16 protein-coding genes are annotated in these 15,342 nt (G+C 44.7%); 6 read left to right on the top strand and 10 right to left on the bottom strand.

Translation table 11 applies throughout. The annotated features are described in order from the left end of the window. The first annotated feature begins 123 nt into the window (after nt 1-123). Genes cobT through G6R11_RS08520 form a run of 4 tightly spaced genes read left to right on the top strand, consistent with a single transcriptional unit; the run spans nt 124 to nt 2,950 of the window. Nucleotides 124-1,164 (top strand): nicotinate-nucleotide--dimethylbenzimidazole phosphoribosyltransferase, encoded by a 1,041-nt coding sequence (gene cobT / locus G6R11_RS08535; RefSeq protein WP_205472721.1) that lies wholly within the window; start codon nt 124-126, stop codon nt 1,162-1,164. Further along, the gene (locus G6R11_RS08530; protein ID WP_205472710.1) at nt 1,151-1,954 is read left to right on the top strand and encodes an adenosylcobinamide-GDP ribazoletransferase; all 804 of its coding nucleotides are present in this window, start codon (nt 1,151-1,153) and stop codon (nt 1,952-1,954) included. Before cobT ends, G6R11_RS08530 begins: the two co-directional genes overlap by 14 nt. Then, complete coding sequence (locus tag G6R11_RS08525) at nt 1,951-2,535, top strand: histidine phosphatase family protein (protein ID WP_163132654.1); 585 nt, start codon at nt 1,951-1,953, stop codon at nt 2,533-2,535. Before G6R11_RS08530 ends, G6R11_RS08525 begins: the two co-directional genes overlap by 4 nt. Next, entirely contained in the window at nt 2,516-2,950 is a 435-nt protein-coding gene (locus G6R11_RS08520; RefSeq protein WP_163132653.1) for a lysozyme inhibitor LprI family protein, read from the top strand. Before G6R11_RS08525 ends, G6R11_RS08520 begins: the two co-directional genes overlap by 20 nt. 69 nt (nt 2,951-3,019) lie before the next feature. Here the strand turns inward: G6R11_RS08520 and G6R11_RS08515 are convergent, their stop codons facing one another. Next, complete coding sequence (locus tag G6R11_RS08515) at nt 3,020-4,114, bottom strand: ketoacyl-ACP synthase III (RefSeq protein ID WP_163132924.1); 1,095 nt, start codon at nt 4,112-4,114, stop codon at nt 3,020-3,022. Nucleotides 4,115-4,373: 259 nt separating this feature from the next. Here G6R11_RS08515 and G6R11_RS08510 point away from each other — a divergent pair, with 259 nt between their 5' ends. Beyond that, the gene (locus G6R11_RS08510) at nt 4,374-4,694 is read left to right on the top strand and encodes a hypothetical protein (protein WP_163132652.1); all 321 of its coding nucleotides are present in this window, start codon (nt 4,374-4,376) and stop codon (nt 4,692-4,694) included. Nucleotides 4,695-4,803: 109 nt separating this feature from the next. Here the strand turns inward: G6R11_RS08510 and G6R11_RS08505 are convergent, their stop codons facing one another. The 7 genes from G6R11_RS08505 to G6R11_RS08475 all read right to left on the bottom strand — a co-directional run bounded on the left by G6R11_RS08505 (nt 4,804) and on the right by G6R11_RS08475 (nt 10,194). Next, complete coding sequence (locus tag G6R11_RS08505; protein WP_163132651.1) at nt 4,804-6,291, bottom strand: carboxypeptidase M32; 1,488 nt, start codon at nt 6,289-6,291, stop codon at nt 4,804-4,806. Nucleotides 6,292-6,304: 13 nt separating this feature from the next. Beyond that, nucleotides 6,305-6,880 (bottom strand): DNA endonuclease SmrA, encoded by a 576-nt coding sequence (gene smrA / locus G6R11_RS08500; protein ID WP_163132650.1) that lies wholly within the window; start codon nt 6,878-6,880, stop codon nt 6,305-6,307. A gap of 72 nt (nt 6,881-6,952) precedes the next feature. Then, entirely contained in the window at nt 6,953-7,096 is a 144-nt protein-coding gene (locus G6R11_RS08495) for a DUF3149 domain-containing protein (RefSeq protein ID WP_152779542.1), read from the bottom strand. 68 nt (nt 7,097-7,164) lie between these two features. Next, nucleotides 7,165-8,040: a TraB/GumN family protein gene (locus tag G6R11_RS08490; protein WP_163132649.1), complete on the bottom strand. Its 876-nt coding sequence runs from the start codon at nt 8,038-8,040 to the stop codon at nt 7,165-7,167. A 63-nt stretch (nt 8,041-8,103) separates the two neighbouring features. Continuing rightward, on the bottom strand, nt 8,104-8,937 hold the full coding sequence (locus tag G6R11_RS08485; RefSeq protein ID WP_163132648.1) for an SDR family oxidoreductase: 834 nt from the start codon (nt 8,935-8,937) through the stop codon (nt 8,104-8,106). Then, nucleotides 8,934-9,602, bottom strand: coding sequence for a PilZ domain-containing protein (locus tag G6R11_RS08480; protein WP_163132647.1), 669 nt, complete (start codon nt 9,600-9,602; stop codon nt 8,934-8,936). Before G6R11_RS08480 ends, G6R11_RS08485 begins: the two co-directional genes overlap by 4 nt. A gap of 373 nt (nt 9,603-9,975) precedes the next feature. Next, nucleotides 9,976-10,194 (bottom strand): DUF1127 domain-containing protein, encoded by a 219-nt coding sequence (locus G6R11_RS08475; protein WP_163132646.1) that lies wholly within the window; start codon nt 10,192-10,194, stop codon nt 9,976-9,978. A 95-nt stretch (nt 10,195-10,289) separates the two neighbouring features. Here G6R11_RS08475 and G6R11_RS08470 point away from each other — a divergent pair, with 95 nt between their 5' ends. Continuing rightward, nucleotides 10,290-11,252 carry a LysR substrate-binding domain-containing protein gene (locus tag G6R11_RS08470; protein WP_163132645.1) on the top strand — a complete coding sequence of 321 codons (963 nt, stop codon included), beginning with the start codon at nt 10,290-10,292 and terminating at the stop codon, nt 11,250-11,252. A gap of 49 nt (nt 11,253-11,301) precedes the next feature. Here the strand turns inward: G6R11_RS08470 and G6R11_RS08465 are convergent, their stop codons facing one another. Both G6R11_RS08465 and adhE read right to left on the bottom strand, forming a co-directional pair. Continuing rightward, nucleotides 11,302-12,054: a DUF3108 domain-containing protein gene (locus tag G6R11_RS08465; RefSeq protein WP_163132644.1), complete on the bottom strand. Its 753-nt coding sequence runs from the start codon at nt 12,052-12,054 to the stop codon at nt 11,302-11,304. Nucleotides 12,055-12,177: 123 nt separating this feature from the next. Further along, complete coding sequence (adhE, locus tag G6R11_RS08460; protein WP_163132643.1) at nt 12,178-14,850, bottom strand: bifunctional acetaldehyde-CoA/alcohol dehydrogenase; 2,673 nt, start codon at nt 14,848-14,850, stop codon at nt 12,178-12,180. Nucleotides 14,851-15,342: the final 492 nt, after the last annotated feature.

Below are 15,342 nucleotides of genomic sequence, written 5' to 3'. Positions count from 1 at the left end.
GTTAATAAGGCCTCTATCATCAGTATAGAAAATTACTCGCAGTTCTTAGGATATTTTTCTTAAAACTGGATATTAAACACGCTAAGCTTAAGCAATTGCACTTATGTTGCTAGGAAATTGATTTTGCATAATAAATTCGTCATTGAAGCGCTAGACCAAGGCTTAGCTGAAGCCTTAACTAATAAGATAGATTTAAAAACCAAACCACCAGGTTCGTTGGGCCAACTAGAGAGTTTGGCTTGCCAGTTAGGGCAAATTCAGCAGACCCTAGAGCCAGAAATTCGCCAGCCTAAAATGATTGTATTTGCCGCTGATCACGGTATTGCGTTAGAGGGGGTAAGTGCCTTCCCGCAAGAGGTTACTGCTCAAATGGTACAAAACTTTGTCAATGGTGGAGCCGCGGTTAACGTGTTTTGCCGCCAGCATGGTTTGGCCTTTGAGATAGTTGATGTTGGCGTGGGTCAGCTCTTGTCTGAACAAGGCGTAGAATTGTGTAAGGTAGCAACAGGCACCAAGAGTTTTTTAAATGCCGACGCAATGAGTGCAGAGCAATGCACTCAAGCCATTGATGTTGGTGCCGAGCGAGTCGCCCAGGCTGCGCGTGATGGTTCTAATTTGCTGGCTTTTGGCGAAATGGGCATTGCCAATACCGCTAGCGCTGCAGCCATTATGGCGGGTTGCTTGAGTCTGGATGTTAGCGACTGCGTTGGCCGAGGAACGGGTTTAGATGACCAAGGTTTACAGCATAAAACATCGGTATTACAACAAGCCATGCAATATCATCAAGGCGAATACAGCGCACAGCAATGGCTGGCTAAAGTGGGTGGCTTTGAAGTTGCTGCCATGGTGGGAGCAATGCTGGAGGGCGCCCATCGGCGGATTGCTATATTGGTTGATGGCTTTATCTGCTCGGCTGCGGCCTTAGTCGCGAGTCAAATAAATCCCTTGGTAAAGCAATATATGATTTTTTGCCACCAAGGCGCAGAGCATGCTCACCAGCGTTTACTTGAAGCGCTAGAGGCAAAGCCGTTATTAGATTTATCGCTGCGCTTGGGTGAGGGGAGCGGTGCTGTGCTTGCTTATCCTCTGGTGGAGTCTGCATTGGCGTTCCTAAAAGAGATGGCTTCTTTTGACTCCGCTGGGGTGAGTCGTGAGCGTGATTAATCACGCTAAACATGAGCTGAACCTGCTATTTAATGCATTAAGTTTTTTTAGCCGCATTCCGGTTCCTAATAAGGTGAGTTACAGCAGTCAAAGCCTTAGCCAATGTGTGGCCTATTTCCCTTTGGTTGGCTGGATTGTTGGATTAGTGAGTGCTGGGCTAATTCTGCTATTGATGCCGTTGTTGGGTGCGCCCTTAGCCATATTGCTTTCTATGGCAGCAAGCTGTTGGCTTACTGGCGCATTTCATGAAGACGGCTTTGCTGACTGCTGTGATGGCTTTGGAGGCGGTTATACGCCAGAGCAAATGCTCAGCATTATGAAAGACTCACGCTTGGGCACCTACGGTGTGCTTGGTTTGTGCAGCATGTTGGCGATTAAATTTAGTGCGCTATTGAGTCTTAGTGAGGCTCTAAACCCTGGTGATTTGTTGTTGGTGCTTTGGCTAGCGCATAGCTTAAGTCGCTTTAGCGCAGTGCTTATTATTTGGAAACTCGACTACGTGCGTGAGCCTTCGGAGCCGAGTAAAGCTAAGGCTGTCGCGCAATCGATTGGCTCCAAAGAGCTTGTTTTAGCCTTGTGCTGGGTTGCTGTGCCAGCAGCCCTGTTGGAGCTAAGTATGTTAGCTTTTGCATTGTTAAGTTGCTTAGCCGTCACGTTATTGTGGGCTCGCTACCTAAAGGTAAAATTGGCCGGCTATACCGGAGATACTTTGGGAGCCCAGCAGCAGTTAAGTGAAGTAGCTATTTATATCAGTTTGTTGGCAGCGATTAATACAGGCCTGACTCTGTGAATCGAGTGTTATTGGTGCGCCATAGCCAGCCAGATATTGCCAGCGATTGCTGTTACGGCCAGCTAGACATGCCAGCAAAACCAGAGCAATTGAAACAAGCCACAGTAAGATTGCAAAAATTATTGGCTGAATACTCTGTATCAGAAGTGTGTGCCAGCCCTTTGCTACGTTGTCGCCAATTGGCGGAAGGCCTTTATGATTCAGAAGATATTGAATATCAAGGCTCATTGAAGGAAGTAAATTTTGGCCAATGGGAAGGCTCTAAGTGGGATGATATTCCCCGTCACCAGCTGGATGCTTGGGCAGATAATCTAGAGGGTTATCGGCTTGGTCAAACGGGTGAGACTGTGGCAGAGTTTAGCCAACGAGTCCTTGGCTTTTGGCAAACGCGTTTAACTACGTATGGAGAAACGAATACTACTCAGGTGTGGTTCACTCATGCTGGGGTTATTCGCACCATTGTTGGTGAAATTCAGGCTTTGCCGGTGGTAGAGTCGAGCCAAATACCCTTAACGTTTGGATCCTTAACTTGTATAACATTCACTACTAATGGAGCCGTCATTGAATACCTTAATCGCTAAAGTTTTCTTGTTATTTATGCCTTTAGTTTTCGTTCTGGGCCAAGCGCAAGCCAGTGAAGAAAGCACGTCGGCGAATAAACCTAAAGTAAACATAATTGGTAAATGCTGGCAGCGCACGACTAAACCAGAGGTAAATAAATGTTTGGAGAACAGCCTCGCCCAACTTGACCATCAAGTAAGACAACGCTTGGTTGTATTGCATAAACAAGCATTAGATTTAGAGTCCATCAGTGATGGGGCAAAAGGCGCAGTTCAAGCTTTGGAGAAAGCCAAGGTGGAGTTTAGTGAGTTTCGTCAGTCTTTATGCAGTTGGGAAAGCTTAATGATGGCCAGTGGCAGTGGCTCGGGTAGTCAATATTTAAGTTGTGAGATAGAACTAACCCAACATTGGTTGAGCCGTTTGCGCCAGTGGTAAACGCTGAGGTTTAAAAACAAAACAGCCCGCGTTAAGCGGGCTGTTTGTTAGAGAATAAATACTGTGTATTTATTCTTCAGCAGCGCGAGCTTCTTGGCAGCCTTTAATCGCTGGAGTCAAAATTTCTAAAGCCGTTTTCTCGCAAGGGCTTAAGCTAGCGTCTGATTCAGCGATTGGCGTGACTCGCTGTCCCCAACGAATCGCTGCTGCACCCCAAGTTAGGCCAGCACCAAAAGCCGCTAGCAATACATTATCGCCAGGCTTTATTCGACCTTGTTCTAAGGCTTCACACAGGGCAACGGGCACGGTAGCGGCAGAGGTATTGCCGTACTTTTCAATGTTTACCATGATGTTGTCATAGGGAGCATCAATACGTTTGGCAAGGGCATCAATAATTCGCAAGTTGGCCTGGTGCGGCACAATAAAGTCGACTTCATTGTTGGCAATGTTGGCTTGTTCCAATACATTGCTGGCTGCTTCACCCATGCCTTTCACCGCGCGCTTGAATATCTCCGGCCCTTCAAACTGAAAGTTGTAAAGAGTATCTACGCCAGAGAAACGTTTACGGTTGGTGCCAAAGTCTGAAATAAACAAAATTTCACGCTTCTCGCTATCACAGCCGAGTTTCGCGGCTAAAAAGCCTACTTTTTCTGCTTGGTCATTGGCTTCCAAAATCACAGCGCCAGCACCATCGCCAAATAACACTGCTGTATCGCGTTTAGTCCAATCGAGTAGCTGAGTTAAACGCTCAGCACCAATTAACAGAATGCGTTTCATTGCACCGGTTTGGATTAATGCCGAGGCTGTTTGCATGCCATATACAAAGCCCGAGCAGGCGGCATTCATATCAAATACGGCGGCTTGTTCTGCTTTAAGTATTTGTTGCACGCGGCTGGCACTGCTGGGTACCGAAGTGCCAGGAGTACAGGTACACAAAATAATGGCATCCAGCTGTTCAGCTTTTAGCCCTGCAGCAGCCAAAGCTTGTAGGCCGGCTGTTGCAGCGAGTTCCGCGATATCAACATGAGAAACACAGCGCTCTTTAATCCCTGTTCGGCTACTAATCCACTCGTCCGATGTGTCGAGAAAAGTACTTAAATCGTGGTTAGTGAGTCGTGCTGGTGGCATGCATTTGCCCCAACCGGTAATTTCAGCATTGTGCATAGCGTGCTTAATACTCTGGCTAATTGAAGTTGCCAAGGATTATGCCTGATGCATGGCAAATTACCAAACGTGAACAAGAATTAGCCTCAAACAGTGAGTTTTTGTGGTTAGAGCTCACATTTTAGTTTTAGCTGGTGTTTTATTGGGCTAAATATGCCATAATCGGCTCATATTGATGGACTAGACCTAATATTATATGGGTCAATTTATGTAACAGGGACGCTCAATTACTCTCTGAATTACGTAAATGGGGTCTGTTATGACTGCGCAACAACACAATTCTTTATCGTCTCCACCTGGTGGCGTAAATACTCAAATATCTAATTTTACTGATAGTACACGTTTTTTCGAATTAACCGTGGATTTGTACGCTGATTCCTTAAGCCTTCTAGCCTTTGGTGGTGATGTTCTTGGTAATCTTCCTCCCAAAAAATTAGTGGCAGTAAATGGCCAAATAGACAATGAAGATGCTTTTTTCAAGTCTATGTTTATTTGGACATTTTCTGATGTAAATGAAGTAAAAGCACCTGCTAAGCTTAACCCTCAAGACTGGTTATTGCTGGATGCTCGTGAGCAATAGTATTTTCTAGTACTTTGTTAGAGGGTAGCGCTATGCTCAGGGGGCTGGTGTTAAGATTACTGCGAGCAAATAAACGAGGCTACCTGAATACAGGCAGCCAGATATAAGCTTACAGGTAGCGATTCCGCAAATGCTGCTCAAAGTAGCGTGTGTTTAAGGTTTCTCCAGTAGCCCGGCTTACTAGCTCATCGGTTTCGTAAATGCTGGCTTGAGACCAAATATTTTGTTGTAGCCACGCAAATACTTCATCGTAGTTACCCTTTGCCACCGCTTGCGGTGTATCGGGTTTAGCTTTGACTAATGCGGCGTGAAATTGTGCCGCGTACATTGCGCCTAGCGAGTAAGAAGGGAAGTATCCAATTAAGCCTGCTGGCCAATGCACATCTTGCATGCAGCCATCGCGATAGTTTCCTTTGGTAGACAAACCTAAATACTGCTGCATTTTCTGATCCCACAACTCAGGGATATCTGCCACTTTAATATCTTGGTTGATGAGGTCGCGTTCTAGCTCGTAACGCAACATAACATGGGCAGGATAAGTCAGCTCGTCGGCGTCGACTCGAATATAACCGGGCTTAACACTTAAATAGTGCTGCTTAAGTTCTTCAAGTTGCATTGGTTGCTGCTGGCATAAGTGCTGATTCACTAGCGGCAACAGTTGCTCTACAAAGGCTTGGCTGCGACCCAATTGCATTTCGAAGAACAGGCTTTGACTCTCATGGATACCCATAGAGCGCGCTTGCCCCACCGGTAAATCAAGATAATCTAACGGCAGGTTTTGCTCATACCTTGCGTGACCTGTTTCGTGCACAATACCCATTAATGAGCGCGTAAAGTCTTCGTCTTCATAGCGTGTGGTGATGCGCACATCACTGGGTACTCCGCCGCAGAAGGGGTGAGCGCTTACATCTAATCTACCGTGCTTAAAGTTAAACTGAAGTTTTTCCATCACCGCTAAACCTAGCTCTTTCTGCTGCTCGCTAGGGAAGGGGCCATTAAGACTTAGCGCTGGCCAGTTGGCTTGTTTTGCGACTACTTGAGTAATCAGCTCTGGTAACCAAGATTGCAGCTCACCAAAAACTTTATCTAAGCGCTGCATTTGCATGCCGGGCTCATATAAATCAAGCATCGCATCATAAGGGTTTAAGCCGGTTTTATCGGCGCGGATCTGCGCTTCCTCAATGGCTAGTTGCATTACCGCTTGTAAGTTAACTTGGAAGGCTTTCCAATCGTTTGCACCGCGCTGGTCACGCCAGGCATGCTCACAATGTGCAGTGGCCAGTGATTTAGCCTTAACTAAATCAGCGGGAAGGGCAGTTTGGTTGCGCCAGCTGCGGGTCATTTCGCGTAGCGAAGCTTGCTGAATGGGGTTTAGGTCTTGTTGCGCAGCTTGTTGCTGCCACTCTTCCATTTCTGGGCGGGTGGATTTTTCATGAATAATGACCGCCAGTTCGGCTAAGGCTTCGGCTCGAGCTTGGTTTCCGCCATCGGGCATCATTGTGGCCTGATCCCAGCCACAAATCGAATTTAGGTGAGAGAGTTTAGACAAATGTTTAAAGTGCTCACAGAGCTGTTGATAAGCAGTTTGCTTAGTCATAAAGATTCCTAGCTTAGGCTAAACGGCGAGCGTGACGCTCACGGTTATCGAGTTTTTGTAACTCACTTTTTTTAAGTAGTACGTAAATGGCGCCAGTGCCGCCGTGCATTGTTTGGGCGCTATGAATGGCCAACACCGCATCTATTTGTGGCAACCATTGGCTCACGTAGCTTTTCAGTAAGGCTGGGGGATCACTATTGTGGCCCTTACCCGGAATGATTAAGGCACTGCGGATATTGAGTTGTTGGCACTGTTTAATAAAACTAATGATCTCACTACGGGCTTTTTCCAAGCGAAACTTATGTAAATCCAATTTAGCTTGAATTTCATATTTACCTAAACGTAGTTTTTTAAACACACCTTGTTGTAAGCCTGACTTTTTAAAAGACACCACATCGTCGGGATGCAGTAAGGTCACATTCTCTAAAGAAAGGTAATCTTGAGAGGTCGCCATGTGCTCGGCAGCAGCTTGTTGCCTTGCTTGTTTTGCGGCTTCGTTAAGGCTATCGCCAGCCGATACCACGGCATCTTGCTTTAAGGGTTTTATTCCAGCCACTTCCTGCTGGAATAGATCAAATTCATCAGACATAAAAGAACTCCTGAACAACGAAGTTCCTTCTTTATAGATGAGAGCAGGCAGCGGTGCAACCGCTGCGTAAGCTTATTTTTGCTGTGGGTCGCTTTGGCGGATTTTTTTCAAGAAATAAAACGTATAAAAGCCCATCAAAGCAATGGTGGTGGCAATCACCGTAACCGACATTAATCCAATGCTATTGCCAAAGAGTAAATCTAACCAAAGTTCCATTGCTAAACCTCCTTTTAAGTAGGAGTAATTAGCATAATTTGCTCAAGTAAAAGTCAAATTGATGTTGGTCAATTTGTCGCCGGATCAACTTCACGGATTGAGTAACCCAGTTTTTTTAGTTCATCGAGCAAACCTTGTTCTCCATACAGGTGCATGGCACCTACTACTACAAAACTGGTATCACTTAGGGTGGCAAGTTGTTGCATCCATTTGCGATTGCGTTCGAATAATAGTTTATCTAGTACATATTCGGCATCGTGTTGGAACATAGGGTCATCGTTAAGTAGCGCCAGTAGTTTTTGATTTTCTCCGTTATTCCAGTGGCTCACTAGTTGGTTGAACAAACTTGGTACTTGCTCAAAGTCATCTAAGGTTTGCTCTAATAAGGGAACTTGAATGCTGGCTAAGCTACTTAAGGCTTCGATTTGATCGGCAAAGCTCTCTAATTGATGTATGGCTAGCTGGCTTTGTTGGGCGCGTTGAATAAAGTGCAAATCAAGTCCCAACTCAGGCTCAAAACCTAACGCCTGCATTTGTAATTGGCTCAGTACCACCGCTACATACCAAGGCTGCATGTTGTCGAAAATAGCAGGTGAGATCCCAAGCTGTTGGCTACGCAGTTCAAGTTGCTCTAAATAGTCTGGGCTTATTTTATCTGCAAGGTTTTCACCACTAGGCAGCTGACTAGCGCGCTGTAACAGCTGTTGGTCGCTGCTTGAAATGGCCGATACGTCCATTTCTATCACTAAACGCTCACTATGCTCAAAGGCATCAATGAAGGGTTTGGGGAGCGGGTAGAGTTCGTCGCTACCTAAATGAATAGAGCCAAATAAGTAGATTTGTTGCTGGTCTTTACTGGCTAGCCAAAGAGAGGGTTCTGCAGCTATTTGGCTGCTAGAAAACAGCAGCAATAAAGTGCTTAAGCGATTAAGCCAAGGTTTCATAGTTTATCCATGCTTACGAACAGAAAACTACCTTAACATGAGTCGCTTAAGTAGCGTGTGGTTTTAGCCTTTTTTAAGGACCTTATCGAGTTGCGATACTGGCAGTATTCGACGAAGCCAAGCAAACAAATGGGTAGGGAAGGTTACGTAATATCGAGCCTTTGGCTTAGGCTTCTCAAGGGCGTGAAGTAGCGCTTTATACACCGCGCTAGCCGGCAGAGTGAACTTACTGCTTGGGCCTTCTTGTTCCAGGCGTTGCAGGGTTTGTTGGTAAGCGTGCTGATGGCGTGTGTTGTTGGCATCAATGTGTTGCTCAAATGCAGCTTTGGCATTTTTTCGAAACAAGCTAGTAATTGGGCCAGGCTCGATTAGTGAGACTTGAATTGGTGTGCCGGCTAATTCTAAACGCAGGGTATCGGTGTAGCCTTCTAAAGCGAACTTACTGGCGTTGTAGGCGCCGCGATATTTCATAGCGACCAAGCCAAGTACCGAACTGTTTTGGATAATTCGCCCGTGTTGCTGCTGTAACATATGAGCGATAGCTAAACGGCTTAAGTGATGCCAGCCAAATAGATTGGTTTCAAACTGTTGGCGTAGCGCTTGAGTAGGTAAATCTTCTAGCGCGCCGGGTTGGCCGTAGGCACCATTGTTAAACAAAGCATCAATTTTTCCATTGGCCAAGGCTAGCGCTTGTTGCCAACCTTGCTCGATAGAGCTTTCACTATTTAGATCAAGTACTACACATTGCAAACCACTTTCTTGTAGCGTGTTCACATCCTCGGCTTTACGGCAAGAGGCGATAACATTGTAGCCGCGCTGTTGTAACTCTTGAGCGCAATAAAGGCCAATGCCGCTACTACACCCTGTGATTAAAATGCTGTTGATTGGTTTGCTCAAGCAATGCCCTGTATTTTCTTTTCGTAGGCCTTATCAACAAGCTGGTATTCAATTTGTTGATTAACAAGGTCATATTCTTGAACAAATTGACAGCCCAGTGCAAATTCATTTCGCTCGTTGGGGGTGTTTTTAACTTGGCAGGTAAGAATCACTGGCTCTTCCAGCTTAGGAAAGCGGGTTTGTAGCTGTAAGTTCTTGTCTTTTAATACGTTGATGTTGAACTTGTTAGCTGCGCTTGGCACAAATTTACAACCACGTTCAGAGATGTCTTTTAATACACCGCGTAATACATGTTTGGAATCTAGGTGCAAAGTAGCTGGCTGATAGCATTCATAGCGATCATGTTTGCGCAGCGGCATAGACATAACGTTTTGTGGGTATTGCAAAATCATCCAGCGCGCAGGCTCGTTAATTAGCGCCACAATCTCAGAGCGAAAAGCGATAAGCTTTCCATCCCAATGAAAGCGTGCATTTACTTCGCAGCCTTCGCTAATTAAGTTGATCCCGGTGCTGGCATCTGCGCCATTAAGGCGGCAAATAATGTAGCTCTTTTTGTCTACGCCAATCCAATAGCCTTTGTAGTCGGCAGCTTTTTTAAAGCGAGTGGTAATATTTAGGCTTAATCCGCAGTTTGGCGGTACCTTGTGAAACTGTACTTGATCCATAAAGGTAAAACTTTAAATCCGTTTATGCAGTGATTCCGTTCGACCACTTGAAAATGTGGTCAGTTGGGCAGATTCTAGCGGATTAACTATCAAAAAAACATCTCGAAAACACATTCGACGGTACAAGTTTTATTGGTTTAAAACTCAATAGTAGATGGGGGGTAAATAAAGCGTCGTTACATCAACACATTATATTGGGCGTTGCTCGAAAGGCCTCTTAGCTCACTTGAAAAACAAAACCACTTTATCGACTAAAAGCTAAGTGCTAAGGGGAATAGAAGGGGCTATCACTGGCTTCAACTAGCGTCAGCTCTTTTGAGTGGCGACGAGTGAACCTTTGCAATAGACCCCTGTTGATAGGTTTTAAACACCTCTAAGACTGCCAAAATGATTTATCCGACTCACGTAAGGCTTCAGCTCTAGTTACGCCTATGTCCTTTAACAAGTAGTCAGGAAGCTTGGCTAACTCGCGACGGCTTTTACGGCGTAATAGCAGTGAATCTAGTTTGCGAATGATAAACCTTAGGTTTAGTTTAATTGATGTTAAACCTTGGCGTTGTGGCTTTGATCTAGTGTGGCTGATTGTGTTCATCACGTAACTCCTTTGCTGCTGATGATTAAAAAATACGCTATATTGGGTTTCACTGACAAACGACTTAAATTGACTCTTAGTTAAGGAAAACTTAAGTGAGTGAGCGGATGCCGCCCTTGCAAGGGCTTTATTACTTCTACTTGGCTGCTGAAATGGGCAGCTTTAAAGCTGCCGCAGAAAAGCTATTTGTAAGCGCAGCAGCAATGAGCCAGCAAATTCGCCAGTTAGAAGAACGGATTGATGTGCAGCTGTTTGAGCGCCAGCATCGCAGGGTGGTGCTAACGCCAGAGGGAGAAACTTTGCATCACTATGCTAAACAAGCATTTAGAAGTCTGCAGGATGGGGTGCGCCAAGTAAGCCTAGACCCTGATCCCAGCAGCATGTCTTTATCAGTACTGCCGTCTTTTGCCCAGCATTGGTTAGTTCCGCGCTTAGGCGAGTTTAGTCAGCTACACCCTAATCTCTCGGTAATGCTTATGCCAAAAAATAGCTTAATAGATTTTCGCCAAGACCGGGTGGATTTGTGTGTTCGTTATGGATTAGGTGATTACTCAGACTTGCAGGCCAATAAACTGATGGACGATCATTTATATCCGGTTTGTCATCCCTTGTACTTAAAGCAGCACCCAGAGATATGTTTAAACGATTTAAGTAAGCACACTCTCATTGACGACGCGAGGCCCGACATGAACTGGCAATATTGGTTAGAGTTGGCTGGTTTTAACTCTAGCGTGCCTAAAGCTAACTTATTGTATCAAGGGGCTCATGTAGTGATTGAAGGAGCCTTAGCAGTGCAGGGGATAGCATTGGTGAGGCACAGCTTAGCCTGGAAGTACATTCAGCAAGGTTTGTTGGTTAAGTTAGGCGATGTGGAAGTGAAGCCGCGTTATCGCTACTACTTAGTTGCGCCTAAGCCATACTTTAAACGGCAGAAAATAACCCAGTTTAGTGAGTGGATAAACCAGCAAGCGCAGCAGTTTTGGCAAGAAAGTGAGTCACAGCGCAGCGCAAGTACAATCGTTGAAGCGCCACTAACAAAGCTTGAACTTAAGTGCTGAAAGCAAAAAGCCCTGTTGGGAAACAAGGGCTTTTGGAGTTCTGAGTCACTTAGTTGCTTAGTTCAGCCTCGTTTGTCGCTGTTTGTTTAACAAGCATTGGCTTTTCTGGCTCAACAATGTCTATTCGAGTCGCTTCTAAAGTGGCCCAGCTTTTACCATTGCGGATAATTTCTGCTTTTACTAGGTGATAATCTAGTTCAGGTGCTAACCACAGCCAAGTGCTGCGGCCTTCGCGTTTTTTCTGCTCCACTTTTAACGCTTCAAAGGTACCTAGTATGGTTTCTACGGTTTCTTCTGCGACCACGGTGAAGCGGTAATTGTCCACTTCATCAATCACATTGTAGTGGTAGTCTAAATCCGTTAGGCCTTTCTTCAAGTCGTTTTGTAATTGTACCGAGAAGCCTGCCGCATCCATTAACTGGTGCACGTTGTCTGGCGCTTCAAAATGGTGTCTCTCGCCATCTACGTCGACAATTAGGCCACCTTTGCGATCAGGATGTCCTGTCACGTTAGTGGTGGAGAAAAGGCTACTTTGTTTAAGCACAAAGCCTAAGGTTTTTACATCTTGCTGGTGATAGGTGAAACGGGAAGTATCATCGTACTTTAAGCCGCCCGCTAAGGCCGTGCCGATGCTTTTAATCTGAAAGGTATCATTACCCAAATCAATTAGCTGGCGGTAACCTTTAGCAATGGGTATGCCTTTGAAATCAGCCCGGTATTCCGCCTCAAAGGGCAGAACCTCTGCAAGGCTAGCGGTACTGACTAGCAAAGCCGAAAGTGCTATAGCTTTTGATAACGACATGACAATAACCCTAGAAATTCTTTATTACAGTATAGTCGCCTAGTATGACAAAGCTTGCGGCGAAATTGAAAACAAAAAAAAGGCCCCGTAAACGGAGCCTTAGTATTCAGTGCTGTTTAGTGATTAAGCTTTTGCTTTAGTCGCTTTTTTAGCAGCTGGTTTTTTAGCTTTTTGAGACTCAGCGTCTGCACTATCTGCTGCTTCGGTGTATGGACGACCGTAGTAAGAATCAATTAGAACTTGTTTCAATTCAGCAATTAGTGGGTAACGTGGGTTTGCACCAGTACATTGGTCATCAAACGCGTCTACTGCTAGCTCATCAACTTTAGCTAGGAAGTCAGCTTCGTTCACGCCTGCATCTTTAATAGATAGAGGAATGTTCAATTCAACTTTCAATTCGTCTAACCAAGTTAGTAGGGCATTAAGCTTAGTTTCAGTGTTACCTTCACGGAAGCCTAAGTGCTCAGCAACTTCTGCGTAACGAGCACGTGCCTTAGGACGGTCGTACTGTGAGAACGCAGTTTGTTTAGTTGGCGTGTTAGTCGCGTTGAAACGAATTGTGTTAGTTAGCAACAATGCGTTAGCTAAACCGTGTGGTACGTGGAACTCTGCACCTAGTTTGTGAGCCATTGAGTGACACACACCTAAGAAAGAGTTAGCAAACGCGATACCAGCGATAGTAGCAGCATTGTGTACTTTCTCACGAGCTACAGGGTCAGCTTTACCGTTTTGGTAAGAGCTTGGTAAGTATTCTTTAAGCATCTTAAGCGCTTGCAGAGCTTGACCGTCTGAGTATTCGTTCGCTAGTACAGAAACGTAAGCTTCCATAGCGTGAGTAACCGCATCGTAACCACCAAAGGCACATAGTGACTTAGGCATATCCATTACTAGGTTAGCATCAACAACAGCCATGTTAGGCGTTAGTTCGTAATCAGCTAATGGGTATTTTTGACCAGTTTTGTCGTCAGTTACAACCGCAAACGGCGTTACTTCTGAACCAGTACCTGAAGTAGTAGTAATACATACTAACTCAGCTTTTGAACCCATTTTAGGGAACTTGTAAATACGTTTACGAATGTCCATAAAGCGCATTGATAGGTCTTCGAAATCAGTTTCTGGGTGCTCGTACATTACCCACATGATTTTCGCAGCATCCATTGGTGAACCACCACCAACAGCAAGAATTACGTCTGGCTGGTAGTTGTGACAAGCTTGTGCGCCTTTCTCAACAATAGACAGAGTAGGATCAGCTTCTACATCGTGGAATACTTCCACTTCCATGCCTTTGTCTTTAAGGATGGCACGTAGGTCGTCGATGTAACCGTTGTTGAACAAGAAGTTATCTGTAACAACCATTGCACGTTTCTTGCCGTCTAGGTCGTCCATTGCGATTGGTAATGAACCACGACGGAAGTAGATTGACTTAGGTAGTTTATGCCACAACATGTTCTCAGCTCGCTTCGCAACAATTTTCTTATTGATAAGGTGTTTTGGACCCACGTTTTCAGAAATCGCGTTACCACCCCAAGAACCACAACCTAGCGTTAATGAAGGTGCTAGTTCGAAGTTGTAAAGGTCACCAATACCACCGTGTGAAGAAGGGGTATTCACAAGAATACGTGCAGTCTTCATTTTGTCGCCAAAGTAAGCTATACGGTCAGCGTTAGCGTCTTGGTCTGTGTAAAGTACAGACGTGTGACCAACACCACCGATGTCTAACACGATACCAGCTTGGCGAACAGCATCTTCAAAGTCTTTCGCTTTGAACACACCTAGCGTAGGAGATAGTTTCTCGTGAGCGAATTCATCATCGTAAGACGCTTCTAAGCCTTCACCGATTAGAATTTTAGTTGATACTGGAACAGTTACGCCAGCTAGCTCAGCAATTTTGTATGCTGGTTGGCCAACAATTTTAGCGTTAAGCGCGCCATTGATAAGTAGTACTTTACGTACCTTATCAGCGTCTGCTTTGCTTAGTACTGCTGCGCCGTATTTAGCGAAACGTGCCATTACTTCGTCGTACTTAGATTCAACGATAATAGCTGCTTGCTCAGAAGCACAAATTACGCCGTTATCAAAAGTCTTAGACATTAAGATAGAAGATACAGCACGTTTAACGTCAGCTGTTTCGTCGATAACTACCGGCGTGTTACCAGCACCAACACCAATTGCAGGCTTACCAGAAGAGTAAGCAGCTTTAACCATGCCTGGACCACCAGTTGCAAGGATAAGAGAAATGTCGTCGTGCTTCATTAATGCGTTAGACAATTCAACAGAAGGAGTATCAATCCAACCAATGATGTCTTTAGGTGCACCAGCTTTAATTGCAGCGTCTAATACTAGTTGTGCAGCAAAGTTGGTTGAGTTTTTAGCACGTGGGTGCGGAGAGAAAATACAACCGTTACGCGTTTTAAGGCTGATTAGCGCTTTAAAGATAGCGGTAGAAGTTGGGTTAGTGGTTGGTACGATTGCACAAACAATACCGACTGGCTCAGCGATAGTAATAGTACCGCCTTCGTCGTTGCGTTCGATAACGCCACAAGTAAGTTCGTCTTTATATTTGTTGTAAATGAACTCAGAAGCGAAGTGGTTTTTGATCACTTTATCTTCCATTATGCCCATGCCAGACTCTTCAGCCGCCATACGAGCTAGTTCAATACGTGCTGTAGAAGCAGCGAGTGACGCAGCGCGGAAAATTTTGTCCACTTGTTCTTGGTCGTAAGATGCAAATTCAGCTTGCGCTGCCTTTACTCGAGCAACCATTGCGTTTAACTCATCAATATTACCTACAGGCATCCTGTTCTCCTCATTTAAACTAAAACTAATTAGTAAACCGATACTGTTTAATTTATCCGTAAATCGAGGGCCGTTACAGCCGCTTTAGTGGTTTAGTAATTAACTTTCACTAGCGATTATAATAGCCCTTTAGTGGTACCACTTGATCCAGATCATGTGTTGCTAAGTTACAAATGTAAAAAAATCACTAAATAATTACAGCTTTATTTAGTAATTAGTGTAATTTTTGAACAGTTATTGTAATTTTTACCATATTCTTTTGTAATACAAAAGGATTGAAGCTAAAGGTAAACTGACGAATACTGATCATTATTAACAATTTATTAGAGGTTAGCTTAACCTAGTGGTTTAACAATAAAAATCTATTTGTTTTCGAGAATAATCGCGCTGAGCGCGCTGTGAAAGGTAACTTATTATTTGTCGTTTTTGTAATTCGAGTGTAGCATCTTGCGTGTATGTGCTTTTTATTAGAATATTGTACTGATTTAATAT

Source organism: Agarivorans sp. Alg241-V36 (genome assembly GCF_900537085.1).
Taxonomy (GTDB): domain Bacteria; phylum Pseudomonadota; class Gammaproteobacteria; order Enterobacterales; family Celerinatantimonadaceae; genus Agarivorans.
The sequence above is the reverse complement of the archived record's forward strand: the minus strand, read 5'-3'. Positions and strand labels throughout refer to the sequence as shown.

What these genes read in the sequence shown, in the direction of transcription:
- G6R11_RS08495 (WP_152779542.1), bottom strand. Translation starts at nt 7,096, where the DNA reads ATGGAACTTTGGTTAGATTTACTCTTTGGCAATAGCATTGGATTAATG.
- G6R11_RS08480 (WP_163132647.1), bottom strand. Translation starts at nt 9,602, where the DNA reads ATGGATCAAGTACAGTTTCACAAGGTACCGCCAAACTGCGGATTAAGC.
- G6R11_RS08515 (WP_163132924.1), bottom strand. Translation starts at nt 4,114, where the DNA reads ATGCACAATGCTGAAATTACCGGTTGGGGCAAATGCATGCCACCAGCA.
- G6R11_RS08465 (WP_163132644.1), bottom strand. Translation starts at nt 12,054, where the DNA reads ATGTCGTTATCAAAAGCTATAGCACTTTCGGCTTTGCTAGTCAGTACC.
- G6R11_RS08505 (WP_163132651.1), bottom strand. Translation starts at nt 6,291, where the DNA reads ATGACTAAGCAAACTGCTTATCAACAGCTCTGTGAGCACTTTAAACAT.
- smrA (WP_163132650.1), bottom strand. Translation starts at nt 6,880, where the DNA reads ATGTCTGATGAATTTGATCTATTCCAGCAGGAAGTGGCTGGAATAAAA.
- G6R11_RS08490 (WP_163132649.1), bottom strand. Translation starts at nt 8,040, where the DNA reads ATGAAACCTTGGCTTAATCGCTTAAGCACTTTATTGCTGCTGTTTTCT.
- adhE (WP_163132643.1), bottom strand. Translation starts at nt 14,850, where the DNA reads ATGCCTGTAGGTAATATTGATGAGTTAAACGCAATGGTTGCTCGAGTA.
- G6R11_RS08510 (WP_163132652.1), top strand. Translation starts at nt 4,374, where the DNA reads ATGACTGCGCAACAACACAATTCTTTATCGTCTCCACCTGGTGGCGTA.
- G6R11_RS08475 (WP_163132646.1), bottom strand. Translation starts at nt 10,194, where the DNA reads ATGAACACAATCAGCCACACTAGATCAAAGCCACAACGCCAAGGTTTA.